Here is a 26,077-nt window from a genome sequence, read left to right on the forward strand (position 1 = left end):
CCCTCGTTAAGGAACTCGGCAAAATGTATCCGTAACTTCGGGAAAAGGATAGCCATTTTTGGTGAAGCTACAAGCTAGCAGAGCTGAAGAAGGCGACAGAAGAGAGGCCCAAGCGACTGTTTACCACAAACACAGGTGCATGCGAAAGAGAAATCTGAAGTATATGTGCTGACACCTGCCCGGTGCTGGAAGGTTAAGAGGAGGGTTTAGAAGTAATTCGAAGATCTGAATTGAAGCCCCAGTAAACGGCGGCCGTAACTATAACGGTCCTAAGGTAGCGAAATTCCTTGTCGGGTAAGTTCCGACCCGCACGAAAGGTGTAACGACTTGGGCACTGTCTCAACGAGGGACCCGGTGAAATTGAAATACCTGTGAAGATGCAGGTTACCCGCGACTGGACAGAAAGACCCCATGGAGCTTTACTGCAACCTGACATTGGTTTTTGGTAAATAATGTACAGGATAGGTGGGAGACTGAGAATATGGTACGCTAGTATCATAGGAGTCAATGTTGGGATACCACCCTTTATTTACTGAAAATCTAACTGAATGAATAACAAACATCAAGACAGTGTCAGGCGGGCAGTTTGACTGGGGCGGTCGCCTCCGAAAGAGTAACGGAGGCGCCCAAAGGTTCCCTCAGCGCGGCAAGAAATCGCGCGAAGAGTGTAAAGGCAGAAGGGAGCTTGACTGCGAGACGGACAGGTCGAGCAGGTACGAAAGTAGGGCTTAGTGATCCGGTGGTACCGAGTGGAAGGGCCATCGCTCAACGGATAAAAGCTACCCTGGGGATAACAGGCTAATCTCTCCCAAGAGTCCATATCGACGGGGAGGTTTGGCACCTCGATGTCGGCTCATCACATCCTGGGGCTGAAGTAGGTCCCAAGGGTTGGGCTGTTCGCCCATTAAAGTGGTACGTGAGCTGGGTTCAGAACGTCGTGAGACAGTTCGGTCCCTATCCATCGCGGGCGTAAGAAACTTGAAGGGAGCTGCTCCTAGTACGAGAGGACCGGAGTGGACGAACCAATGGTGTACCAATTATGCCGCCAGGCGTACAGTTGGGTAGCTACGTTCGGAAAGGATAAACGCTGAAAGCATCTAAGCGTGAAACCAGCCTTAAGATGAGGTTTCTCATAGAGTAATCTAGTAAGACCCCTTGAAGAAGACAAGGTAGATAGGCCAGATGTGTAAGTACAGTAATGTATTTAGCTGACTGGTACTAATAGGTCGAGGGCTTGACTTAAACAAGCGAAGCAAAGAAGCGGACTGAAAGGAAAGCTGATTTGAGTAAGACGTTTAGTTCCGAGCGAAAGTGAGGAACATCTTATAAAAATGTAGTTAAGATTAATTTCAATTCTTCTGTATAGTTTTGAAGGAACATATCTAAAAAGAAAGTTCACTTCAAAAGAATCTGGTGTCGATAGCTATAGGGTACCACCTGTTCCCATACCGAACACAGTAGTTAAGCCTATACACGCCGAAAGTACTTGGATGGAAACGTCCTGGGAGGTTAGGTAGATGCCAGTTATATTCCTTGATAGCTCAGTTGGTAGAGCAATCGGCTGTTAACCGATCGGTCGTAGGTTCGAGTCCTACTCAAGGAGCCAAAATTGGGGCATAGCCAAGTTGGTAAGGCACGGGACTTTGACTCCCGCATGCGTTGGTTCGAGTCCAGCTGCCCCAGCCATATGATCCACTAGCTCAGTCGGTAGAGCACCTGACTTTTAATCAGGGTGTCCCGCGTTCGAGTCGCGGGTGGATCACCATTCATGGCGCGTTGGTCAAGTGGTTAAGACACCGCCCTTTCACGGCGGCTTCACGGGTTCGAATCCCGTACGCGTCACCATTTATGGGCGATTAGCTCAGCTGGGAGAGCGCCTGCCTTACAAGCAGGATGTCAGCAGTTCGATCCTGTTATCGCCCACCATATATGGCCCGGTAGTTTAGTTGGTTAGAATGCCGCCCTGTCACGGCGGAGGTCAGGGGTTCAAGTCCCCTTCGGGTCGCCATTATGGCTCTGTAGCTCAGTCGGTAGAGCAGAGGACTGAAAATCCTCGTGTCAGTGGTTCGATTCCACTCGGAGCCACCATTTACTGCTGGTGTAGCTCAATTGGTAGAGCAGCTGACTTGTAATCAGCAGGTTGGGGGTTCAATTCCTCTCGCCAGCTCCATTAGTTTTAATATGCGGGTGTAGCTCAATGGTAGAGCCCTAGCCTTCCAAGCTAGTCACGTGAGTTCGATTCTCATCACCCGCTCCAAAATGTTATGCCGGGGTGGCGGAACTGGCAGACGCACGGGACTTAAAATCCCGCGGATAGAAATATCCGTACCGGTTCGATTCCGGTCCTCGGCACCATTTTTTAAAATGGTGTTTTGTTTTATCTAAAATTAAATATGCGGTTGTGGCGGAATCGGCAGACGCGCTATCTTGAGGGGGTAGTGAGCTACGCTCGTATGGGTTCAAGTCCCATCAACCGCACCACTAGCTAATTCAAAAGGTTCAATGCTTTGAACCTTTTTTTGTTGGGCTAAAAGAAGTCATCTTTGAGTTTGTCTTGAAAAATAAGTTTAAATTATTTTTTAAAATCTTTTAAGGTTACGTTAGGAGCATGATATCTGCGGAAATAATGTGTATGTGAAAATTTACTGAAAAAAATATTAACGATTTTAAAGCGTATTAAATGATGTAAGATTCGATAGGATATATAAATTGATAATATTATATAAATATATTGCAATGAAACCCCTGAGATTAATGGAAAAGAAGAAAGAATACTACTAAATGTGTGTTGGATGAAATAGGTTGAATTTGGAACACTTGCTATATGGTGAAAAATTACTGCTAAAATTGGACTAGATTCAATTGCCAGATGTGGGTAATAATTTATACAAGCCATACAATTGTCACATGAATAGCTTATTTTATACGGCCAATTATATATGTCTTTAAAACTAATTTTTTTAAAGTAACAATACTAGCAATTTCTCTGGTGACCATGTTAATTGCGATTTATATTCAATAGTCATCTGAGTATTTACCTCGAGGCTTTAAGAGGAGTCTATGTTCTTGATATGAAAATTGCCTATGTATTGTTTCATATTGCATTAGAAAGAACTTCCCTTAATATATGGGAATATGATTTTCAAACAAAAAAGATTAATCAAAGTATACATGGGTTTGACCCTATTATTTCTAATGCCCCTGAAAGCCTTATTGAAAATGGTTATCTTCATCTTGAAAGTGTAAAAGAATTTGGGAATATGTATGCTAAGCTTTTTGAAAGACAAAAAATGTTGAGGGAATTTTTAAGCTTATGGATCCCAAAAGAGAGAGGTATTTCTATGAACATATACGTTATATAGTTGTACTAGATAAAAATAATGTGCTATATAAAGCAATTGGTGTTTTCGATGATGTAACAGGGGAAATGCAAATTTGAGCCTGTAGAATCTACAGATAAAACATATAAAGAGAAAATACAAGCTTTGGGACCATAAAATTTTATAAAAGAAATTGCAAATCAGGTTATAGATAATGAGGAGGTGAAAAAAATATTCAATTATTGGATAGACAAACGTTATTAAACTAAAAAAAAGAGGGTACGAGTACTTTAAAATTTAAATATATGTGGCATATGGTAAGTAGCGAATTAAAATGGTTTTTATTCCAATCGATATAACAGAAAATTCAGAAAATTGTCCCTATACATTTTTTTATTTATATGACCTAGATGAAGAAAAACGTAAGAAAAATGAACTAGAGAAAAAAGCCAATACAGATGCATTAATGGGTGTATATAATATCAGTGATGCTAAAGAAAAAATAGATGAATATCTTTATTTAAATGCTAAAGGAAAAATGCATGCTTTTTTTATGGTGGATCTTGATAATTTTAAAACGGTAGATGATACATCGTCAAGCGGATGTTGCTCTGTATAAATCGAAAGAAAAGGTTAAAAATCAACTTAATTTATTTACTAATACTGATTAAGACATTTAAATATTTATTTTGTAGTTAAACTTATTTTAAAAAGTAAAAGTAAAAAAAAGTGTGAAACCTAATTATAAAATATACTAACTATTTATAATAAAAAAACTAAAAAATTTTTGAAAAAATTTTAAATATTTTAAGGAGAGCGCCATGAAAACTAAAAAATATTTTGCAATGGAAGATATTTATTTTAATGATCAACTTTTATTAAAAAAAGGACGAGAAGTTGGAATTCGGGAATACAAATTTTTAAAAGAAAAAAAGTTATTACATTTAGTAAATTCTGGCCGAAGTTATAATGAAGCAATAAAGCAAAGTAAAAATTTTGGGAATGCTTTGACTAATAACTCAAATAGATTTGAGTGTATGCCTAATAGCAATTCGAATAAAATATATTATAAAAACCCATATGAACTTGGTTTAAATAGTAGCAGAAAAAAATTTTTTAATACAATAGAGAGTCAAAATAAAATGATATCAGAAAAAATCCCCAATATAGATTTTGACTTAATAAAAAAATCTAGTGATTGTATTATTGAGGCTTTATTAAAAAGCCGTGAATTAATATGGGGAACACATATATCTGCATTAGCAAATTACATAGATTGGCTTTATTCACATACAATTAATGTGACGATTCTTTCTACCACTATTGGCTATAAAATGAATTTAAGTAATAACGCATTAGAGAATCTAATAGTATCATCGCTACTGCATGATATAGGAAATATTCTTATACCAAAATCTATTTTAAATAAGACTGGATCATTAACAGAAGAAGAATGGAAAATTATTAAGCAGCATCCTCAAATAGGATATGATATGTTACTTGGCACAGATTTGCCAGCAGAAGTTATTATTCCAGTATTACAACATCATAAACGTATTGACCAAAGTGGTTATCCTGAAGGTAAAGTTGCTCATATAAGTTGTGCTTCTCAAATTATAGCAATAGCAGATTCATTTGATAGTATGACATCTACTCGTCCATATAGAAGTGCTATGAGTACAAGTGAAGCTTTAAATGATATGAAAAATAAGGAAGGAATTAGTTATGATAAAAATTTATTGCAGGTATTTTTTAGTTTAATTAAATTTTAAGTTATCTTGTAAAATGGAGCCGAATTTATGAAAAATAATCGTAGTTTATTAATTATTATTATCTTGGTTGTAGTAGTTTCATTTATCTTTGTTGGCTTTGCATATACATCCTTATATATTATGAAGAATATGGTTACCCGCGGAATTGAAATGCAATTAGTAGAAGTGGCAGATCAAGGGGAACAACAATTGCAAAACAAGGTAGAAGGTCATTTTAAAGTTTTACGTACATTGGCTACAGAATATTCGCAAAGAAATGCAGACGAAGATTCCATAAAGTTACTGGATTTTGAAGCAGAAAGAAATCAGTATATTAGAATTGGTTTTATTAATTCTAATGGAGTCGCGAAAACAACAGATGGTGAAGAATTTTATGCAGGAGATAGGCAATATTTCCAAAATTCTCTTGCAGGACAAGAATCAATTTCTAATATATTAGAGGATAGATTAAATAATGATAAGAAAAAAATAGTAGTCTTAAGTGTGCCAGTAGTAAATGGCAATAAAATGCAAGGTGTGTTATTTGCTACATTAGAAAAATCTAGATTTAATAGAATAATTAATATGGATTTTTATAAAGGGAAGGGATATGCATTAATTATTAATAATGATGGAGAAATTGTCTTCAACTCTTCTAAGTCTGAATTTCGAGAAAATTTGTTTAATTACTTAGAAATGGATAATTTAAATAAAATTGACAAAGAAATTGCTAAAAATAAAAATGGAATAATATGTGAGAAAATTGGCGGTGAAGAAAAATTTATTGGATATAAAAATATTCCCAATATGAATAATTGGAATTTCATAACTGTTATTCCTAAAGAAGTAGCTTTAGGCGAAATGGCCATAATTCATAAAAATACGGTAATATTGATATCTCTCCTTATTGTTATATTTTGGTTAATATCATTGTATAATATATATAATAAATATAAAGTTGATAAAATTATTTTTGAGCATGCGTACAAGGATTCTTTAACAGAAATAGGAAATAGAAATTGTTTTTTTAAAAATTTGTCAGAGAATTTAACTTTATGTACATCTAATAGTATTTTAGTCGCTTTTGATATCAGAAACTTCAAAGTTGTAAACAGTGTTGGAGGATATAGTACAGGAAATAAAATATTAGAAATTATTGCAAAGGCTTTAAAGACTTTGTTTTCAAAAGAAGCGACTTATGCTCGTTTTTCTAGTGATAATTTTTATATCTTATTTTATAATTGTTCTTCGCCTAAAGAGATTGAGGAAAAATTAAACATATTTGAATCTTTTGTTTATAATAATTTTAAAGATAATAATATTAAAATAAACGTTTCATTCAACTATGGTATTTATCAAAGATTTAAACCTAAAGAAGATGTTCTTCAGGCGATTGACAAGGCTGACCTAGCACGCAAGCATGGAAAAATAATAAATAGTAAATATATTTTATTTGAGGATTATTTAATTAAAAGTATAAGAGAAGATTATATAATTGAAGAAGAATTAAAAAAAGGTCTTAAATCTAACCAACTAAAGATATATCTACAGCCTAAATATAATTTTTCTGACTTATCATTGAATGGGGCTGAAGCTTTAATTAGATGGAATCATCCTAGCAAGGGATTTATGAGCCCTGAAAAATTTATCCCAGTTGCTGAAAGAACAGGACTAATTATTGATATAGGACGTTTTGTGTTTGAACAGGTTTGTAAATTTCTTTATGAATGTAAAGTTAATGAATTATGTGTTTATCCAATAGCAATTAATTTTTCTTTACCAGAATTGTACCAAAGCGATTTTATAGATTACTTAGATAAGACTATGAAAAAGTATGCGATATCTGGGGAAATGATAGAAATAGAAATAACTGAGTCTACTATTATTTCTGATATTAGTGCAATAAATAATATAATTTTTCAATTAAAAAATTATGGCATAAAAGTTTCTATGGATGATTTCGGAACGGGGTATTCGTCACTTAATCATTTAAAAATTATTCCAATAGACTGCTTAAAATTAGATAAATCTTTTATAGATACTGTTGAAAAAGATAACAATAGTAAAAACATTATTAAAATAATTATTGATTTAGCTAAGTCTTTAAATCTTAAAACGGTAGCAGAAGGGATTGAGACTAAAGATCAAGTTGAATTGTTAAAAAAATTAGGTTGTGATTGTGCACAAGGATACTATTTTGCGAAACCTATGCCATTAAGTGATTATAAGAAAATGTTGTTTAAATTGAAATAAATCAAATTATTTTTAGATATAATCGTAATGCTGATGGTATTGAAGAAAAAACATTATCATTATATGCCTGTGGAATGAGTCAAAGAGATATTGCTGAACAAATCAAAAATCTCTACGATGTAGAAATATCTCCGGACCTTGTAAGTGAAATTAGTGAGAAAAATCATGCCCGATGTAAATGCTTGCCAAACTAAACCTCTTGAATCAATTTATCCGTTCGTTTTTATGGATGCTATACATTATAAAAGAAACCATCAAATCGTAACAAAGGCAGCCTATGTTGTCCTTGGAAGGAAATAAAGATATTCTTGGTTTCTGGATCGGAGAACATGAAAGTCCATCATGTGTGAGAGGTTGAGAAGAAAATTGGGATTTATTATCGGCATTTTATGCATACCCCCAAAGATAAGGCGAATAATATAACAACAAATATAATTGAAGGACTTAATCGGCAATTTAGGCAAATAACAAAAAATAAGCCATCGTTTCCGAATGACGATAGCTTAAAGAAGATATTATATTTAGCATCAAAGAAAATAGTCGAAAGATGGACACAAAGATGTCGAAACTGGGATATGGTGTTAAATCAGTTAAACATCTTGTTTGCAGATAGATTTGCTGGATAAAATGCCTTGAAAATAGTATATTCCAATGGCTATAGACTCTATTCACACTACCGTATGAGAAACATAGCAAGCGAATTTTATATCTGTTTTATATTTAAGAGCATATGTTAGCTTATAGTTGTTGCCTGTTTGGAAAATCAATTTACACAAAATTATTTGGGCCACCTTACATAGTTTTTTTTATAGAATATTCAAAGATGGACAGGAGTTCGATTCTCATCGTCTCACTAAGCATATGTACAAAAAGAACAGGTGCACCTCGACGTGCTCCTCGTAAATTACTACTTTTTCAATATAAGTCTGGATGATCTTTTTTAGGTCATCCGGATTTTTGCTTTTTAATGCGGCGATATCATTTTCGAGATAGGCGATGACCTTTGATTTGTCTAATAACAGAGATTTCAATTGTAAAAGATAGTTTTCGCTTGAGGAAACATTGAGATTGAATGCTGTAAAATCCAACCACGGAATACTGGAAATATTGAAAACATGGAGCGGAATATTATCTTGTGGAAAAAGAACCCCACTCGAACACTGTGATGTATCTTCTTCATAGAATTAAATCATCTTTACTGACCGAGGTCAGTAGTGGGGTAAAAAAAGATGCGTAGTTTCTACGCAATTTTATGGTTGGGCAATAGATAATTTGAATACTCCTTCCTCGATTCCCAGAATTCGTTCCAATATGGATTCAGTAACTTTTACTTTGTTGCTAAAAAAATCGGAAGGTTCTTTGAGATAAGAGGCTTCCCATAAACAATTAATTGTGCTCCAGAAAAAAGCAATGGTTTCGTTTATGAAAAACACTTGCATGTTCCCCTCCAGATTCCCCTGCTGGATTATGTCAGCAAGCAGCGGGTTAAAGACGTTTTCGAGCAACTGTTGCCAGGATTTGTAGAGTAAGTCGAATTGTTTTTCGGCCCATAGTTTGTCAAAAAGAGCATCAAGCGGACTGTTCGGTGGCCCAGCGGGTGCAAATGGTTTCAAGAATACCTTGTACGCTTGCAGTATTGCCCGATAAAGATTTTTATTTAAATTTTTCATCCCATTCTTCAAAAAAGTTGAAAATGGCACTTTAGAATCGAAAGTATTTTGTATGTAGCTTGATTAATACTATTTTCTTTAATTATTTGGTTTTATAATAGTTTCTTTGAGTGTTTAGGGTGTGGCTATTGCCATTTTGCGACGGTTATTTGAATAATATTCATTCGTTGGAACTTGAATTTCATAATATTCGCTTTAATTAATTAGATTTTTTTTATTTGATTGGAATTAATTGATAGGATAGATAACTATAGCCTTTGTATTTTATTACGGTATATGGAATGTGCGTATAAAATTTATCTTTATCATAAGAAATAATCTTAGGAAAAGTTATTTTTAATATCAGATTATATTTTTTATAAAGGCGACGTAGAGTATTTAATAAGTTTTCAAAATTTTCTTCAATATAGTGTTCATCATCATAGGTTAGGGGAATAAAAAGATCTTTTTCAGAAAAGTTATTTGCTATAAAAGCTGTTAATCTTATTTGAGCGCTACGGTTGTTAAGCTTTTTTGTTAAAATAATAAGTTGTCCATATATTACGTTAAATATTTTATTAAGTAATTTATTTGCTTATTGTACAATGATTTTATAATAAATTTGTAATAATTTTCCTGAATTTAAGATAGTTTTACACAAGGTAAAGAAGACATAGGACGAATCAAATTTGCATTGCTTAGTTTTTGGTTAATTAAAATGTTGCTATTTATAAATAAAACCGTGATAAAAATATAAATTATCAATTTAACAATAGTAATAATAATAATTTTTTTTAATAAATTTATAAAAACATTAAAAAGGAGTTTTTTATGAAACATAATGAGTGTGAATTAAACATTCCTTACCCACCTATTGAGGTAGAAGAAAAAAATTTTAGGTATGCTCAACTATTGTTAGAAGATTATGCAGGGCCTAACGGTGAACTTACAGCATTAACTCAGTATTTTTATCAATATCTAATAACCCAGAATCAATACAGCGATTTTGCAGATCAAATGGAATGCATTTCAATTGTTGAAATGAAACATATGGAGATATTGGGAAAATTAATTGTCTTACTTGGTGGTAACCTTTTTTATGGTACCTATGATTGTGGAAAATATACATTTTGGTCCGGATATAATATTTCTACAACTGAAAACATAAGAAATTTTTTAATGGAAAATATCGAAGGTGAAAAGCTAGCTATATAAGCTTATCTAAAACATATATCAGAGATAAAAGATTGTAAAATACGGGAGATATTAAAACGTATAATAAAAGATGAAGAAAACCATATTCGTATTTTTAACAGCTATTTAAAATATTTTGAATAATGAACAACAGAAAATTAAAATATTTATTAGTAGTTGATCTAGAATTTAATTTTAAAAGTTTTTTAATGATGAATATGGTAAAAAGCTTAAAAATAATATATTACTACCAATAATAGAAGGCTATATTAAAAAAATATCCAAAATCAAGATTTAACTTAATTCTTGATTTTGGATATTTTTTTAATAATCTCGCCCGTAGATGTTAATTTTAAATATGTTATTAAATAATTTAATTTACATAAAAACGGCCCTTACTACATGACCTTAAATTACTATACTATGGTAAAAGAAAAATTGATTTAAATTTTATGAATTAATTACGTGATAAAAATTTTATAAAACGGGCGGGTTTTTTATATTAATAACATAATTATAAAAAATAAAATTAAAATAATATTAAATGAAGTGATAAAACTAATAGATTCAATAGAAGTGACCCCATTTTGAAAGGGGTTAGCAATGGCTTCAAAACAGTTTCAAAATCTAATATTAATACTAATGAATATGTGTGTGTTGATAAAAATAATCTACATACAAATAAGGAAATTTTAAAATAGCATAAAAGAATTAAAGAGATATATAGTATAAGTTCCATTTTGGCGGTAGCAATGTAGTGGGCATTATATTAAATAATTTGTAAAAGTTTTTAAATTTAGTTAATGCAGATATATTAATAAACTATAAATTAAAAAAATAGCAAATAATTAAAGCAAATTAGAATTTAAATATATGCTTTTTTTTAATGACCTTTTTACGCATTCTAGAGTGTTGGACATATATATTATTCAAAAAATATATATACTCATTGCTGGATAGAAGATATTATTATATAGTTTTTTCATAGCATAATTAAAAATGGACAGGAGTTCATTTTCTTCGCCTCCACTAGCATAAATGCAATTTTGGAAAATTGATTTAGATATAAGAAAAGGCGTTAAGACTTTTTGGTCTTAACGCCTTTTTGGTGTGTAAACAAAGAATTTGTTTATATAAATATAGGGAAAAGTGAAAAAGAAATTTGAGGCTTTATAGCCAGAAAGAACTTCACTGCAAACCGTCTCTCTTGGCTCCTAGCTCCTTAGAATTATGAAGCTGTAACTGCTCCACCATTCACATGTAATACTTGCCCAGAAACATAGGTAGAATCACAGCTAGCTAAATAAACATAGGCAGCGGCCAGTTCATAAGGTTGACCAGCCCGTCCAAGCGGCGTATCTGCACCGAAGTTTTTTACTTTTTCTTCAGTAAAGGAAGCTGGTATTAGGGGAGTCCAAATAGGTCCTGGTGCAACTGAATTTACACGAATTTTCATCTTTGCCAACGACAAAGCCAATGAACGTGTAAAGCTAACAATTGCCCCTTTACTCGCTGAGTAATCTAGTAATATTTCATCACCTTTATAAGCAGTCACAGAGCTTGTATTAATGATCGAACTATTTTCAGGTAAATGTGGTAAAACTGCTTTAACCATATAAAAAAAAGAAAATAAGTTGCTTTGAAACGTATTTTCCAACTGTTGCGCAGTTATATCCAGAATAGATTGCTGTGGAAATTGAACCGCATGATTATTCACCAAAATATCTATTTTGCTAAAAGCCTGCATTGTGTTTGCAACAACTTGCTGACATTGTGACTCTATTCTCAAATCCCCAGGCAGCAAAATGCACCGTGTACCTAATGTTTCAATTCGCTTTTTTGTTTCCTTAGCATCCTGTTCTTCATCTAAAAATGCAATTGCAATATCAGCGCCTTCTTTAGCATAAGCGTAAGCAACCGCTCGTCCAATTCCACTATCACCACCTGTAATAATAGCCACTTTGCCGCTTAATTTTTCACTACCTACCTGACTTCGGTCCTCAGAAACTGGCCGTGGGTTCATCTCAAATTCAAAGCCCGGCTGTCTACTCTGATGTTGTGCGGGAAAAGCAACGGTACTATTTGAATCATCAACTGACATCCAACACCACTCCTACATATTTTTCAAATAGTATAAGCTATTTCGAACTATCTATACATATTGCTTTGTTTCATTAATATCCAATGAAACAAAGCAATATGTATAGATGAAAGAATTTATCCGTGACGAGCTATGTCATCTAATTGATTGGAAGGGGTCTCCTCTTGGCTTTTAATAATGGAGGAACCTAATTTTGATATTAAATTGATACTGGCATATGATTATCATCAAGAAGTAAAAACATTATTTGCGGAGTATAATTCTAAGTTTAATAAATTGTATCTACTATAATAGTTGTATGAAAACTATGATATAATTATTTCATGTAATGTAAAAGATTCCATCAAAAGGATAGTGGTTTGATTATGAGGCGAAATATGAAGGGGATATTCTTAATATTCGTCATGGCGGTTTTTCTGGTTACTTGTGGACAATCAACTATCAAAGCATCGCAGCATGATGAGGGCGAGATATTAAATCTAACTTTTACTCGCTTGGAAAATGATCATCAAGCGAAAATTGGTGTATATGCGTTGGATACGGAAAGCAATAAAGAGGTGTCTTATCATGCAGATGACAGGTTTGCATATTGTTCCACTAGTAAAGTTTTGATGGTAGGGGCGGTTCTACGACAAGAATCCTTGGAAGGAATCAAAAAAACAGTTTCGTATACGCAGAAAGATGTTTTATCCTATGCACCGATAACTTCGAAGTATGTTGAGACTGGAATGACTCTGGAGGAACTTTGTGTAGCTGCTCTACGAGTTAGTGATAATACAGCAGCAAATTTATTGCTAGCTCATATTGGGGGAACAGAGGGATTTAAAATGTCATTGCGCCAAATTGGCGATATGGTTACTGAGCCCGCAAGAAATGAACCAATGCTGAATGAGGCGGTTCCTGAAGATTTGCGTGACACCAGTACACCACATCAATTAGCAGTGGATTTTCAATCGTATATACTAGGAGATATATTGACTTCAGAAAAGAAAATGATGCTTATTAGTTGGATGGCTGGAAATAAGAATACAGACACATTGATTCGGGCTGGAACGCCAACGGATTGGCTTGTTGCAGATAAAAGTGGTACTGGCGGTTATGGAACAAGAAATGATGTTGCAATAATTACCCCACCGGGGCGTAAACCGATCATCCTTGCAATTCTTACTACGCATAACGATAAAGAGCTAAAAGCGGATGATCAACTGGTTGCTGATATTGCAAAAATCGTATGTGAACAGTTTAAAAAATAGATTTTCGGGTGAAAGTATACAACAAAATTTCATATTGTATTGAATTTAAAATACTTATTTATGCATTAATGCATATTGAAACATGATTGCATAAATAACAAGTGGGTAATCTGGAAAATCAATTTAAATAATATAGGAGAGTACATATTATGGATGGAACAATTCGCAGTAATATAAAAATAGGTGCAAGTGTTATGGTAGTACAGAAACAGGATCAGAGAACAGGCAAGCTTACTATGGGAATCGTTCAAAGGATACTTACAAATTCACCAAACCATCATCGCGGGATTAAAGTAATGCTTGAAGGTGGTATTGTTGGTCGGGTAAAAAGTATTAATTGATATTGGCACAAAGGGGAAGTAATTGTATATGAATGTTCAAATATTTGGAACAGCAAAATGTTTTGATACAAAAAAGGCGCAGCGTTACTTTAAGGAACGGAATATTAAATTTCAGTTCATCAACTTAAAGGAAAAAGCTATGAGTAAGGGTGAATTTAATAGTGTAAAGCAGGCAGTCGGTGGGCTGGATTCTATGATTAATGGGGAGTGTAAAGATCAAGATACGGTAGCATTAATCAAATATATTACCGAAGAAGCAAAAGAAGCAAAAGTATTGGAAAATCAGCAGGTATTAAGGACTCCGATTGTTAGGAATGGCAGAATAGCGACCGTTGGCTATAGACCGGAAGTATGGAAAGAGTGGAAATAAAAATCCTGTCTAAACTTGGTGTGTTAAATTAATATTTCTGATTTTATATTTTTCGAAATATATGCTTCGTCTCCACCGGTAATAAAGTAATTTGGGGAGTTTGCTTTAGAGATAAGATAAGGCGTTAAGAGTTTTTTGCTATTAACGCCTTTTTGTGTGGTTAAAAAGGAGATGTTTTGGTAATATGAAGGATTATTTTGTATAAATATAGAAGGGTAATTATACAAAATAATTAGATATTAGACAAAAAGAACCGTCGCCTTGTCTATATAAAAACGTAGAAATATTAGACTGTATTTTGTCTATAAAATCGAAATATAAGAGTGAAGGTTAGATGAAAACATTATTTGACAAGAACAGTATCGGGAAACTTAAAGAACAGGTTAATCCGGCCGACGACGAACGGAATTTTGGACAAGGAAGGGAATATGTTTGTAAAACTATTTAAAGTCTATGATGATTTGGAACCATTCCACTGGTTTGGCCTATGTTGTTGAAGCAAAGAAACCTTTCCCAAGAATGTTAGGAATTTATGATGATTCTTTCCTTAGAATCATATTTAGCCCTAAAGATGGGAATTATAGGGTATAGCCAGTTTTCAGCAAGTGTTTGCTTACGTCTTCGGAGGATAAATAGCATAATGAAATCATAAAAAGGAGAAATTCTATGAATGATTTAGAAGCAATTACAAAAAGAAAATCTCGTCGTAGTTATTTAGGAACAGCGATAGAGGATAAAAAACTAAATGTTATTCAAAATTTGATAGAGAAATATAATAAGGATGCGAATTTATCAATTCGAATAATAAAGGATGGAAGTGAGGCTTTTAATGGTATCAAAAAAAGTTATGGGTTATTTTCCGGAGTGAAAACTTTAATAGCCTTAATTGGGAAAAAAGATGATATTCATCTAAAAGAAAAAATCGGCTATTATGGAGAACTCTTAGTCGTTGCAGCTACAAAACTCAATTTAGGAACATGTTGGGTGGGCGGTACTTTCGATAATAAGAGTAATATCTTCACAACCATGGAAGATGAATTATTAGTGATTGTCATTACAATTGGGAATGTAGCAAAAGAGACACTAAAAGAAAAACTTGTGCATAAAGTTGCTACACGGAAGACAAAGACACTTAACGAATTTTATACAACTGATCTGCCTGTACCAAAATGGTTTATTAATGGACTTGAAGCTGTGCAAAAAGCCCCATCAGCCCAAAATAGACAACCAGTAAAATTCGAATACAAAGAGGGGGAGATCCAAGCCTTTGTAGAAGATTCCTATAAGTTTGATTTAATAGATTTAGGAATAGCTAAAGCCCATTTTTCAATTGCAACCGGGGGACGTTTTGAACTAGGTAATTGCGGCAAATTTATAGCAGCAAACTCCCAAATGTAATATTTTGATTTGATATATCGTTCTTTATTAATTATGGTATCAACATTTGCGTAGTTGTTATCCCAAAGGAAAAATGGGAATCTTCCGTTTGGTCGTTGTTGCCGCTTCATCAGGCAATAGAATAATATAGTTAAATTTGCGGGATTTAAAAAAATAGATAATAAATAAAACAACACTCTATAAGATTATAGAGTGTTGTTTTATTTATTATCTATTTTTTAGTATCGAAGATATACGGGTAATATATTTTTAGCTATAAATGAAATCATTTACTGCTTGTAAAGATTCTTGTGATCCTACGATAACAAGTCTATCACCAGTTTTTAGAAGTTCATTGGGATCAGGGGCAATATACACTTCCTTTTCTCTTCTTATTGCGATGATTAATGATCCTGTATTTTGCCTAAAGTTAATACTCTTCAAAGATTTACCGACAATTGAACAATTGGATGTTAATTGAATTTCAAAAGGATTATAAGGATTAATGTTTTTAAGACGATCTGAATAATTAATTATATCACTGGTAACTTTACGAAATCGAAGGTCAATTTTTTCTTTTTCTTTTAATAGCATTTCTAATTCTTGTTTTAATGAATAAGTTAACTCCACTTCTTTTTGATTTGTGAGAAATAAAAATGCTTGTTTTTGCGAAATTACTTCTACTTCTTTTCCTTGTGATACTGATAAAACATTTACTTCTTTTAAAATTGCTATCGCTTTGCGTATAGTTTCAGAGGATACTCCATAATGTGCTGATAATAAGGTTCTGCCAGAAATTTTGTCACCAATAGAAAATTCTTTATTTACAATCCGTCTTGCAATATCTATTGCAATAGACTGATATATAGGTAAACTCATTCAAATGCCTCCAGATAGAATAAATAAAAACATTCTAATTATACCTTATTAAAAATTTTATACAATAGTTTTTATATGATTCAGTTATAACTTTGCCTAAAGAAATAATAGAAATAATTAAATAACTTTTTGTTAGATAAAATAAAAGCAATACCTTAAAGAAGGCATTGCATAAATATATTTAAATTAAATTATTTTCTTTTAAAAATTCTTTAGATACGACAGATGGATCTATTTGAAGCTCATCAACTTTATAGTTTAATTCAATCATAACATTATTATTTAAAACTGCTCCTAGCTTTTCAATTAATGGCGTAATTTCGGGATATTTTTCTAATGTATCGTTATTTATAATCGGTACTGCATAATAGGGAGGAAAGAAATTTTTATTATCTTCTAAAATAACTAGGTCGAATTTTTTTATTAAACCATCAGTAGAAAAAGCATCTATGATATCAATCTCATTATTATTTAAAGCAATATATCGTGATGCCCCATCAAGTCCAATTGTTCCAGAAAAATTGAATCCATAAGTTTCCGTTACTCCAAGTAAGCCATCTTTTCGATTTAGGAATTCTAATGTTGCCCCTGCTTTTAAAGAGGACGCTATATTTGATAAATCACTTATAGTTTTTAAATGGTATTTTTGTGCTGTATCTTGGCGAACAGCCATCGTGTAAGTGTTATTGAATCCCAAGTGATTTAATATTGTCATATTGTATTTTTGAAATAAATCTTGTTTAGAAGTCAAATAAACTTTTTCTATATTATTTGTAGGTGTATAGCCTAAAATTTCACCGTATATTGTTCCGGTATAGTCAACGTACATATCTATATTTTTAGATTGTAATGCACCAAAACAAACTTGTGTGCCACCTAAATTAATTTCTCTGCTTACCTTTATGTCAGTATTAGCTTCAATTATATCTGCAAGCATGTTTGCAATGATGTGTTGTTCAGTAAAATCCTTACTCCCAATAGAGAGCGTTTTCTGATGGGAATTATTTGCACTATCTGACGATAAAAAAAATATCCCTACTAAAAAAATAGAGGTAAAGATTAAAATCATCTTATGATACAATCTTTTTTCTTTTAAATTTTTCATTGACTTACTTGGTTGATTCTGTAAATTTATTGGAGTTACGAGTTTTTCTACAATATTGGCAATATAATCAACTGCAAGTGCCAAAAGACAGGCAGGAATTGCTCCAGCTAGAATTTGCAAAGTATTTACAGTACGAATTCCTGAAAAAACAAAATAACCAAGCCCTCCTGCGCCAATAAAAGCTGCAATAGTCATTAACCCTACGGCTGTTACGGATGAGATTCTTACACCAGACATAATTACAGGAAGTGCTAATGGAATTTGAATTTTATATAGTACTTGAAATCTAGTAAGACCGATACCCTTGGCGGACTCTAATACTTGTGGGTTAATATTGATAATACCAGTGTAAGTACTTTTTATAATTGGTAGGAGTGAATATAAAGTAACTGTAATAACAGCAGGAATTGTCCCAATACCAAAGAGTGGTATCGCAAATCCTAATAATGCCATAGAAGGAATTGCTTGAATTATATTTGCTGCGCCTAGGATAGGTTTATCTAATTTTTTTATATAGCAAATTAAAATTCCTGTAGGAATTCCAATGAGCGTAGCTAACATAACTGAAATAAATGTCAACTGTATATGTTCCATTAATAAATTAAATATCTGCGATTGATGATTTATAAAGTATTGGATTAATTCCATATTATATCACCTTCGCTTCTATATATTGCTGACTAAATGTTGTAACCAAACTACTATTAGTAATTATACCAAGCAAAACTTTTTTTTCATTTAAAACAGGAACTGTCTCTAATCGATACTTGTTTACTAATTCCAAGATGTCAACAATTGTATCATGAGGAGATGCATAAACTATATTAGTTTCCATAAATGCACTTGCGGGTTGACTTTTATCTTCTACGGATCTTATACTATTCGCCTTTAAAATGCCAATCAATTTTCGGCAACTATGCTCAACAATCATTAGACTGTCAACATGTGATGAACGCATTCTTTCCATGCATTTAAATAGAGAATTTTCTGGTGTACTAGTAATAGGGTGCTCCAGCATAATATCGGCGGCTTTTATATATTCAGGAGAATTCCAGATTCTATTTTTGCCTACAAATGAAGATACAAAAGAATTTATTGGATTTTTTAAAATATTTTCAGGTGTATCATATTGAATGATGCTTCCTTTTTCTAAAATGCATATTTTATCAGCAATTTTTATTGCTTCGTCCATATCATGAGTAACAAAAACAATAGTTTTCTTAAACTTTGATTGCAATATCAATAACTCATCTTGCAAACTATTTCTTGTAATAGGATCTAATGCAGAAAATGGTTCATCCATTAATACTATTTCTGGATCATTTGCAAATGCGCGAGCTATCCCAATTCGTTGTTGTTGACCGCCACTTAGTTCATTTGGATATCGATCAAGATAACAGTTTGGATCTAGTGCAATCATTTCCATTAAATTTGCTGTTTTATTTATAATTTTCTTTTTTTCTTTTTTCTCTATGTGTGGAATTAATTCAATGTTTTCTCGAATTGTCATGTGTGGAAATAATCCGCCTTGTTGAATGACATATCCTATATTACGACGTAATGTTATTACATCTAGTGTAGAAATATCTTCATTATTAATAAATATCTTTCCATGGGTTGGCTTTATAAGACGATTAATCATTTTTAGCGTAGTAGTTTTTCCACATCCACTACCGCCGATAATCGCAATTAAATTTCCTTTTTGAATGTTAAATGAAAGATTGGATAATACAACAGAGTCTTTAAAAGTTTTATTAACATTTTCAAATTTTATCAAATGGTTACCCCCTTAAAATTAACTAACTAACAATCCAATTATAACATAAAGTTGTTAGTTAATCAATGTAAGCTATTATTAAATAAAGTGATATGTCTTGATTAGGAATAATTATTTTAAAATGATTCAATAATATATATAGTTATGAATTTCCATTATGGGGGGATTTTTATGCTAAAAAAATTTTTAAAAAGTAATAAAAAAGAAAAGTATAGCAATGAAGATTCTGTTGCAATAAATATAAAACAACCTCTTTCTACCTCTTTGGAAAAGAATATTGAAATTTTCAAATCAATTTTTATTGATGATGAGACGATAAACTTTCGTTGGATTACAAACTCTCATAATCAAATTCTTAAATATTGTCTAGTTCAAAATGATGGACTCGTTAGTTCTGTTATTATAAATGAAAATATTATCAAGCCTTTAATGGTATCGGATGTATTACTTACCAAAGGAAAACAAATAGACACTTTGATTCAACAAGTTCTTTTAGTTAATCAGATAAAAAAAACAAAAGATTGGCAAGAAATTATAGAAGCTGTTACTTATGGGGATACAATTTTATTTATGGAAGGCGAGAAAGAAGCACTTCTGTTAAATAGCAAAGGTTTTAGTATACGTTCTATTGATGAGCCTTCTGGTGAAAAAATTATCAGTGGTCCTCGCGAAGGATTTTGTGAATCTTTAATGACGAATCTTTCATTAGTTAAGCGTAGATTAAGAACTAATGAATTAAAAATAAAGTTTCAGAGTCTAGGTGTAAGAACTCATACACAAATCTGCATTTGCTATATTGATAGTATTGTAAATAAAAAAATACTTGATGAACTTGAAAAACGGATTGAAAAGATTAAAATTGATGGGGTGCTAGATAGCAATTATATTACGGAGTATATAAATGATTCTAGATGGTCTCCTTTTAGGAGTACAGGATATACGGAACGACCAGATATTGTGGTTGCAAATCTTTTGGAGGGCCGGATTGCTTTATTTGTTGATGGATCGCCGGTTGTATTAACAATTCCTTATTTCTTTATTGAGAACTTCCAAAGTAATGAAGATTATTATATGAGCTTTTATTATACTTCCTTTGAAAGAATATTAAGAATTGCTGCCTTTATTTTGACGATAACAATTCCATCCTTTTATATTTTACTTGCTGCATATAATCACGAAATATTGCCGACGGTACTATTAACTAATATTGCTAGAGATAGTTTAGATGTCCCTTTACCTGCAGGACTAGAGGCTATTTTGATGTTACTCGTATTTGAAATTTTAAAGGAGGCTGGCATACGAATCCCTTCTAGTATTGGACAAGCACTAAGTATTGTTGGTGCTCTTGTTATTGGGCAGGCAGCTGTAGAAGCTAGATTAGTATCTGCCCCTATGGTTGTGGTAATTGCAACTACAGCAATTACTGGGCTATTAGCTCCAAGACTAAATGCGCCGATTGCATATGTTCGATTGATATTACTTGTTCTGTCATCAACGTTAGGTTTAATAGGCTTTATCTTGGGGCTTTCCGGTTTATTAATTCATTTACTAAATTTGCATTCATTTGGCATTCCACAAATCCATGCTATAGATAAACTCAATTATCAAGAATTAAAAGATATTTTTATAAGGGGACCTTGGTGGAAAATGATCAATCGTCCATTAAACTTATCAAAGAATAAAACACGGTTGAAAAATAGTGATAGAGGTGAGTTCGATTAAAAGGTTATTTAGTATTCTACTTATCGTTATTTTTTGTTTCTTGCTTAGTGGTTGCTGGAACTATAATGGATTAAATGAGATTTCTATTGTTGCAGGAGTTGCGATTGATAGAAATATAGAAAATAATAATTATCTGCTAACTATAGAAATCTTTGATTTATCGGGGAAAGACGGGGTAAGTAAAGCTAAAATTATTGAAACGGAAGGTCAGACGATTTATGAAGCGATTAGAAATGCGAAAAAAAGTTTAACGAAAAAACTATACTTTTCTGATATGCAGCTTCTTGTGATTAGTAATCAGATTGCTAGTGAAGAAGGGATACAATATCTTTTAGACTGGTTTATAAGAAATGAAAAACCGCGGGAGACCTTTTCTATAATTATTTCTCAAGAAAAGACTGCAAAAGAAATTCTTACGGCAAGTGCAGTTGATCATAAAGTTATTTCTGAAGAAGTAGAGAGAATTCTTGATTTGGATAATAAAGTGACAGCTTCGACAAAAAACATTGATATGTATAAAATTGTAAATGAATTAGAAAAAGAAAACTCTGTTTTTGTTTTGCCTGCTATTCACTGCGTGACAAATCAAGATAAAAAAATTGTTGAGGTTAATGGGGTGGCAATTTTTAAAGCAGATCGGTTGCAAGGATATTTATCGCCGGAAGAAACACGTTATTATCTTTTCGCTGTTGACGAAATTAAGGGAGGCATTTTAACGTTTCCGTTAAATGAAAAAAAACAAGATACTATTTCTTTTGAAATATTTAAAAATAAGACGAAAAAATCATATGCTTACGATGGCAACCGACTTAAAGTGTACTTAGATATTAAGACAACAGTATCAATTGGTGAAAATGGTAACGATATAGATCTATCTAAAAAAGAAAATATAGATAAGATAAAAACTGTCGCTACAATGGTATTTTCAGATAAATTAAAAACATTAATCGAAAAAGTAGATAAAGATTTTGCTTGTGATGCATTTGAATTTGGGAAAATGGTTAAAAGAAAGAGTTTAGTATCATGGTCACAATTAAATGAAGATTGGAATGAATATCCGAAAAATATAGAGGTTGAAATAAGACCAGAATTTGAAATCATAAATACAGGATTAATTAAATAATGAAATATTGATAAAGTTAATAGCAAATGAAAGAGGTATTTTTATGCAAAATGATAGAATCTCAATGCATCAAGCGATTTGTATGATTATATTATTTTTATTTGGAAGTAGTGTTTTATTAGGAATGGGAATCGGTACAGGCGGGAATACTTGGATTGCAGTAATGACAGCTGCTATTTTAGGGGGTATACTCGCGCTTATATACGCTAGATTGATTAGATTATTTCCTGAACAGAATTTTTATGATATTGCACAGCTGGTATTTGGAAAATTAATTGGTAAAATTATAACTGTGTTGATGATGTGGTATGCAATTCATCTAGCGTCATTAGTGTTAAGAAATTTTTCGGAATTTATCAATATTGTGACTTTGGAAGAAACGCCACAGATTGTAATAATGATAGCAATCCTTGGTGTCACTGGATATATGGTTGTTAGTGGAATAGAGACCTTTGCCAGATGGGTGATGTTTGCAATAATTTTTGTAGTGATGGTTTTTTTATTTACTGTAGTTTTATCTATTAAGGATGTAGAAATATCTCGTCTTTTGCCTATGCTAACATATGATTTGAGCACTATAGGTTCAACAACGTTAAAACTTTTTATATTTCCCTTTGCTGAAACAGTACTTTTTTTAACATTAGCAGATTCTATTAAAAAAAAGGATAATCCATATAAAATTTATTTATATGGAATTTTTTTAGGAACTTTGCTTTTGGCGGGTACATTTTTACGTAATCTTATAATCTTGGGGCATCCCATGTTAGAAAAATCATATTTTCCTGCCTATATGGCAACGAGAATTCTTAATATAGCTGAAATTTTTTCGAGAATCGAAGTAACGATATTTTATAATTTTTTATTAGCTGGTATAACCAAAATATCAATTTGTTTATTTGCTTCGATAAAAGGAGCTGAAAAGTTATTTAATACATCTAAAAACTGGAAAATGGTATGCTTTATTTCGCTAATTGTTTTATTATTGAGCAGATTTCAATTTAAGAATTTTTTTGAGATGTTGAGTTTTATTGATATTTACCAGTACTATGCAGTTTTTTTTCAAATTATTATTCCTTTGTTTGTATGGATTGGTGCTGAGATAAAGTTCTATAAAAATAATAGAGCAAGTATTCAATAAAATAAGATTTTCATAAATTTCAGAAAATACCAGATGAATAAAGTTTCGTCATGGAGGAAAATTTTATGTTAAGAAAAGGCTTAAATATAAATACAGATGTAATATTTACATCATTAGAACGCAATATTGCTCAACTAAAAAGTATATTTGCTGATGATGCTACAATTGGAATGAGATGGATAACGAATTGCAATGATACTACATTGAAGTATTGTATTGTACAAAATGACGGTCTTGTGGATTCTAAAATAATTAATAATAATATCATAAAACCACTAATATCATCTAAAGTTTCTTTAAAAAAAGGAGAGCAAATAGATGTATTAATGCATCAGGTTATTTCAATCAATCAGATAAAGAAAACAACGCAATGGAAAGAAATTATTGAGTCAGTTACTTATGGAGATTCCATACTTTTTATAGACGGTGAAGCAGGAGCTCTTATTTTAAATAGCAAGAGTTTTAGTACGAGGGGAATCACTGAACCTTCTAATGAAAAGGTTTTACTAGGTCCGAGAGAGGGCTTTTCTGAAGCGTTGATGACTAATCTTTCAATGGTTAAGAGAAAAATACGAAATAATGATTTAAAAATGAAATTTCAAAGTTTTGGTGTGCAGACACATACGCAGATTTGTATTTGTTACCTTGATAATATCGTTAATAAAAAAGTACTTGAAGAGCTTTATCGTAGACTTGAAACAATAAATATTGATGGTGTATTAGATAGCCATTATATAACAGAATTTATTCAAGATTCAAAACTGTCACCGGTTAATACGATTGGATATACGGAAAGACCGGATGTCGTTGTGGGAAAGCTGTTAGAAGGAAGAATTGCTTTATTTGTTGATGGATCGCCGGTTGTATTGACATTGCCCTATTTATTTATTGAAAACTTTCAAAGTAATGAAGATTATTATTTAAACTATTATTATGCATCATTGAGTAGGATATTGAGAATATTTGGATTTATTCTGAGTGTCACTCTTCCTGCATTTTATTTGGTAACCGTTGCATTCAATCAGGAAGTATATCCAACTACTCTTTTGATTAATCTCGTTAGAGAACGTACTGGAGCACCTTTACCAGCGGTGATAGAACTTATTGTTATGCTCATCTTATTCGAAATTTTAAAAGAAACTGGAATACGAATTCCTACCGGAATTGGACAAGCCTTGAGTATTGTTGGAGCAATTGTTGTCGGGCAAGCGGCAGTAGCTGCAAAACTTGTAGCTGCTCCAATGCTTATTGTTGTTGCTCTTACAGCAATTTCTGGATTTTTAGTACCTAAAATGAATGCTTCTATTATTTATGGAAGAACATTGCTGATTTTATTATCATCTACATTTGGATTATTAGGTTTTGTTATCGGCTGTTCAATGATATTAACACATCTTTTAAATTTACATTCCTTTGGAATACCTCAAATAATATCTATGGATAATATGAAGTATCAGGAAGTTAAAGATACTTTTATTAGAGGTCCTTGGTGGAAAATGATTAAGCGTCCTTCAAGTTTAACTGAAAATAAAAAAAGACTGAATGGTGATAAAGGTGAATGTAATTAAAAAATTAATTAGCATTATGTTAATCATTGGGATATGCATTCCTCTCAGTGGCTGCTGGAATTATCGGGGATTGGATACACTATCAGTTTTCACAGGGATAGCCATTGATAGAAACGAGGAAAATAATAATTATAAACTAACGATAGAATTTATAGATTTTTCAGAAACAAGCAAGAAAGAACCCAGTAAATCTCAACTAGTTGAGGTAGAAGGAAGAACGATATTTGAAGCAATTCGAAATGCAAAAAGAAAATTAGCAAAAAAATTATATATGGGTGATATAAAGGTTGTTATTATTAGCAATCAAATTGCAAGAAAAGAGGGGATAAATTCCATTTTAGATTTTTTTGCCAGAGATGCGGAGATGCGGGAAACAATAATACCGGTTCTTTCGCAGGAAAAGACTGCGAAAGAAGTTTTAATGTCAAATGGTGTTGATAATAAAATAGTTTCCGAAGAGCTTGAAAAAATTATAAGGAGTGGATGGAAAACAACAGCCTCAAGTAAAGGTGTTAATATTTGCAAAACTTTTGATATTTTACATGGTAAAGACGAAATTCCATTAGTTTTACCTGCTGTCCGCTGTAAAAACAATAAAGAAAAAAAGATCGTAGAATTAAATGGAACTGCTATTTTTAAAGGAGATAAGCTGAAAGGATATTTATCTCCAGAAGAAACATATACTTATCTTTTGGCTACTAATGAGATAAATAGAGGTATAATCACAGTCCCTTTAAACGATAGTCAAGATAAAATTGTCCTTGAATTAGAGAAAAATAAGACGAAAATGTCATATTCTTATAATGAAAACCGTTTAAAAATTTTTTTGGATATGAGTAGTGTAGCAAAAGTGAGTGAAGTAAATTTTGATATTGACCTTTCAAAGAGAGAGACTATCGAAGAATTTAAATCCGCGGCTAAATTAGATTCTTTGCAAAGGTTAGAGTCACTAATAAACAAAGGAAAAAAAGAATTAAATTGTGACCTTTTAGGAGTTGGAACAATGATTCACAAAAGTGATCCAGAGCTATGGTACAAGTTAAGAGAAGAGTGGGATTACTATATTCAAACCATGGAAGTCGAAATAAGACATGAATTTGTCATAACAAATACAGGGCTAACGAAATAAAGAGGGATCAGAAGTGATGAAAGAGGT

At 32.1% G+C, this 26,077-nt stretch carries 20 protein-coding genes, 11 tRNA genes, 2 rRNA genes and 1 pseudogene (1 of these 34 running past the window's edge); 28 read left to right on the forward strand and 6 right to left on the reverse strand.

The window, feature by feature from the left end; all coding sequences use genetic code 11:
• The 18 genes and pseudogenes from P3F81_RS02730 to P3F81_RS12920 form a co-directional block, all read left to right on the forward strand.
• Positions 1 to 1,242, forward strand: a 23S ribosomal RNA gene (locus P3F81_RS02730); it begins 1,683 nt to the left of the window's first position.
• 167 nt (positions 1,243 to 1,409) lie between these two features.
• A 5S ribosomal RNA gene (rrf, locus tag P3F81_RS02735) occupies positions 1,410 to 1,526 on the forward strand.
• A gap of 4 nt (positions 1,527 to 1,530) precedes the next feature.
• A tRNA-Asn gene (locus tag P3F81_RS02740) sits at positions 1,531 to 1,606 on the forward strand.
• A gap of 4 nt (positions 1,607 to 1,610) precedes the next feature.
• A tRNA-Gln gene (locus P3F81_RS02745) sits at positions 1,611 to 1,686 on the forward strand.
• A gap of 3 nt (positions 1,687 to 1,689) precedes the next feature.
• Positions 1,690 to 1,765: transfer RNA gene (locus P3F81_RS02750), tRNA-Lys, on the forward strand.
• A gap of 5 nt (positions 1,766 to 1,770) precedes the next feature.
• A tRNA-Glu gene (locus P3F81_RS02755) sits at positions 1,771 to 1,845 on the forward strand.
• 5 nt (positions 1,846 to 1,850) lie between these two features.
• Positions 1,851 to 1,926, forward strand: a tRNA-Val gene (locus tag P3F81_RS02760).
• Between the two features lie 5 nt (positions 1,927 to 1,931).
• Positions 1,932 to 2,008 (forward strand) — tRNA-Asp (locus tag P3F81_RS02765).
• Positions 2,009 to 2,012: 4 nt separating this feature from the next.
• Positions 2,013 to 2,088 (forward strand) — tRNA-Phe (locus tag P3F81_RS02770).
• A gap of 6 nt (positions 2,089 to 2,094) precedes the next feature.
• Positions 2,095 to 2,170, forward strand: a tRNA-Thr gene (locus P3F81_RS02775).
• A gap of 13 nt (positions 2,171 to 2,183) precedes the next feature.
• Positions 2,184 to 2,257 (forward strand) — tRNA-Gly (locus P3F81_RS02780).
• A 9-nt stretch (positions 2,258 to 2,266) separates the two neighbouring features.
• A tRNA-Leu gene (locus tag P3F81_RS02785) sits at positions 2,267 to 2,355 on the forward strand.
• Positions 2,356 to 2,395: 40 nt separating this feature from the next.
• Positions 2,396 to 2,481, forward strand: a tRNA-Leu gene (locus P3F81_RS02790).
• A 590-nt stretch (positions 2,482 to 3,071) separates the two neighbouring features.
• The gene (locus P3F81_RS02795) at positions 3,072 to 3,362 is read left to right on the forward strand and encodes a hypothetical protein (protein WP_147667525.1); all 291 of its coding nucleotides are present in this window, start codon (positions 3,072 to 3,074) and stop codon (positions 3,360 to 3,362) included.
• Positions 3,363 to 3,654: 292 nt separating this feature from the next.
• On the forward strand, positions 3,655 to 3,939 hold the full coding sequence (locus P3F81_RS02800; RefSeq protein ID WP_147667528.1) for a GGDEF domain-containing protein: 285 nt from the start codon (positions 3,655 to 3,657) through the stop codon (positions 3,937 to 3,939).
• Positions 3,940 to 4,141: 202 nt separating this feature from the next.
• Positions 4,142 to 5,092, forward strand: coding sequence for an HD-GYP domain-containing protein (locus P3F81_RS02805; RefSeq protein WP_147667531.1), 951 nt, complete (start codon positions 4,142 to 4,144; stop codon positions 5,090 to 5,092).
• Positions 5,093 to 5,119: 27 nt separating this feature from the next.
• On the forward strand, positions 5,120 to 7,324 hold the full coding sequence (locus P3F81_RS02810; RefSeq protein WP_147667535.1) for a bifunctional diguanylate cyclase/phosphodiesterase: 2,205 nt from the start codon (positions 5,120 to 5,122) through the stop codon (positions 7,322 to 7,324).
• Positions 7,325 to 7,326: 2 nt separating this feature from the next.
• A pseudogene (locus tag P3F81_RS12920) lies at positions 7,327 to 7,950 on the forward strand (transposase); the annotation flags it as partial.
• A gap of 216 nt (positions 7,951 to 8,166) precedes the next feature.
• Here the strand turns inward: P3F81_RS12920 and P3F81_RS12895 are convergent.
• Together P3F81_RS12895 and P3F81_RS02815 are read right to left on the reverse strand one after the other, a co-directional pair.
• Complete coding sequence (locus tag P3F81_RS12895; RefSeq protein WP_147668178.1) at positions 8,167 to 8,451, reverse strand: CatA-like O-acetyltransferase; 285 nt, start codon at positions 8,449 to 8,451, stop codon at positions 8,167 to 8,169.
• A 123-nt stretch (positions 8,452 to 8,574) separates the two neighbouring features.
• Positions 8,575 to 8,994 carry a hypothetical protein gene (locus P3F81_RS02815; protein ID WP_147667544.1) on the reverse strand — a complete coding sequence of 140 codons (420 nt, stop codon included), beginning with the start codon at positions 8,992 to 8,994 and terminating at the stop codon, positions 8,575 to 8,577.
• An 810-nt stretch (positions 8,995 to 9,804) separates the two neighbouring features.
• Between P3F81_RS02815 and P3F81_RS02820 the strand changes: the two genes are divergently transcribed.
• Positions 9,805 to 10,188, forward strand: a complete 384-nt coding sequence (locus P3F81_RS02820) for a manganese catalase family protein (protein ID WP_147667547.1) — start codon at positions 9,805 to 9,807, stop codon at positions 10,186 to 10,188.
• Between the two features lie 1,207 nt (positions 10,189 to 11,395).
• On the opposite strand, the gene P3F81_RS02825 is transcribed toward P3F81_RS02820, so the two are convergent.
• Positions 11,396 to 12,268 carry an SDR family oxidoreductase gene (locus P3F81_RS02825; RefSeq protein WP_147667550.1) on the reverse strand — a complete coding sequence of 291 codons (873 nt, stop codon included), beginning with the start codon at positions 12,266 to 12,268 and terminating at the stop codon, positions 11,396 to 11,398.
• A 377-nt stretch (positions 12,269 to 12,645) separates the two neighbouring features.
• On the opposite strand from P3F81_RS02825, the gene bla reads away from it, so the two are divergent.
• From bla to P3F81_RS02845, 4 genes are all read left to right on the forward strand, one after another.
• A complete protein-coding gene (gene bla, locus P3F81_RS02830) occupies positions 12,646 to 13,521 on the forward strand; it encodes a class A beta-lactamase (protein ID WP_309320603.1) in 876 nt (291 codons plus the stop codon).
• A 149-nt stretch (positions 13,522 to 13,670) separates the two neighbouring features.
• Entirely contained in the window at positions 13,671 to 13,862 is a 192-nt protein-coding gene (locus tag P3F81_RS02835) for a YwbE family protein (protein WP_147667556.1), read from the forward strand.
• A gap of 28 nt (positions 13,863 to 13,890) precedes the next feature.
• The gene (locus P3F81_RS02840; protein ID WP_147667559.1) at positions 13,891 to 14,232 is read left to right on the forward strand and encodes an arsenate reductase family protein; all 342 of its coding nucleotides are present in this window, start codon (positions 13,891 to 13,893) and stop codon (positions 14,230 to 14,232) included.
• A gap of 666 nt (positions 14,233 to 14,898) precedes the next feature.
• The gene (locus P3F81_RS02845; RefSeq protein WP_147667562.1) at positions 14,899 to 15,630 is read left to right on the forward strand and encodes a nitroreductase family protein; all 732 of its coding nucleotides are present in this window, start codon (positions 14,899 to 14,901) and stop codon (positions 15,628 to 15,630) included.
• A gap of 249 nt (positions 15,631 to 15,879) precedes the next feature.
• On the opposite strand, the gene P3F81_RS02850 is transcribed toward P3F81_RS02845, so the two are convergent.
• From P3F81_RS02850 to P3F81_RS02860, 3 genes are all read right to left on the reverse strand, one after another.
• Positions 15,880 to 16,488: a GntR family transcriptional regulator gene (locus tag P3F81_RS02850; protein WP_147667566.1), complete on the reverse strand. Its 609-nt coding sequence runs from the start codon at positions 16,486 to 16,488 to the stop codon at positions 15,880 to 15,882.
• A 181-nt stretch (positions 16,489 to 16,669) separates the two neighbouring features.
• Positions 16,670 to 18,241 (reverse strand): ABC transporter permease/substrate-binding protein, encoded by a 1,572-nt coding sequence (locus tag P3F81_RS02855; RefSeq protein ID WP_147667569.1) that lies wholly within the window; start codon positions 18,239 to 18,241, stop codon positions 16,670 to 16,672.
• A 1-nt stretch (position 18,242) separates the two neighbouring features.
• A complete protein-coding gene (locus P3F81_RS02860) occupies positions 18,243 to 19,370 on the reverse strand; it encodes an ABC transporter ATP-binding protein (RefSeq protein ID WP_147667572.1) in 1,128 nt (375 codons plus the stop codon).
• A gap of 171 nt (positions 19,371 to 19,541) precedes the next feature.
• Here P3F81_RS02860 and P3F81_RS02865 point away from each other — a divergent pair, with 171 nt between their 5' ends.
• The 5 genes from P3F81_RS02865 (at position 19,542) to P3F81_RS02885 (ending at position 26,050) form a co-directional block, all read left to right on the forward strand.
• On the forward strand, positions 19,542 to 21,092 hold the full coding sequence (locus tag P3F81_RS02865) for a spore germination protein (protein WP_147667575.1): 1,551 nt from the start codon (positions 19,542 to 19,544) through the stop codon (positions 21,090 to 21,092).
• Positions 21,070 to 22,215 (forward strand): Ger(x)C family spore germination protein, encoded by a 1,146-nt coding sequence (locus P3F81_RS02870; protein WP_309320604.1) that lies wholly within the window; start codon positions 21,070 to 21,072, stop codon positions 22,213 to 22,215. The genes P3F81_RS02865 and P3F81_RS02870 overlap by 23 nt, the downstream gene beginning before the upstream one ends.
• A gap of 43 nt (positions 22,216 to 22,258) precedes the next feature.
• The gene (locus P3F81_RS02875) at positions 22,259 to 23,353 is read left to right on the forward strand and encodes a GerAB/ArcD/ProY family transporter (protein WP_147667580.1); all 1,095 of its coding nucleotides are present in this window, start codon (positions 22,259 to 22,261) and stop codon (positions 23,351 to 23,353) included.
• A 65-nt stretch (positions 23,354 to 23,418) separates the two neighbouring features.
• Positions 23,419 to 24,921, forward strand: coding sequence for a spore germination protein (locus P3F81_RS02880; RefSeq protein ID WP_309320605.1), 1,503 nt, complete (start codon positions 23,419 to 23,421; stop codon positions 24,919 to 24,921).
• Positions 24,908 to 26,050 carry a Ger(x)C family spore germination protein gene (locus P3F81_RS02885; protein ID WP_309320607.1) on the forward strand — a complete coding sequence of 381 codons (1,143 nt, stop codon included), beginning with the start codon at positions 24,908 to 24,910 and terminating at the stop codon, positions 26,048 to 26,050. Before P3F81_RS02880 ends, P3F81_RS02885 begins: the two co-directional genes overlap by 14 nt.
• Positions 26,051 to 26,077 lie beyond the last annotated feature (27 nt).

This window comes from Selenobaculum gibii (assembly GCF_030273445.1).
GTDB lineage: Bacteria > Bacillota > Negativicutes > ICN-92133 > ICN-92133 > Selenobaculum > Selenobaculum gibii.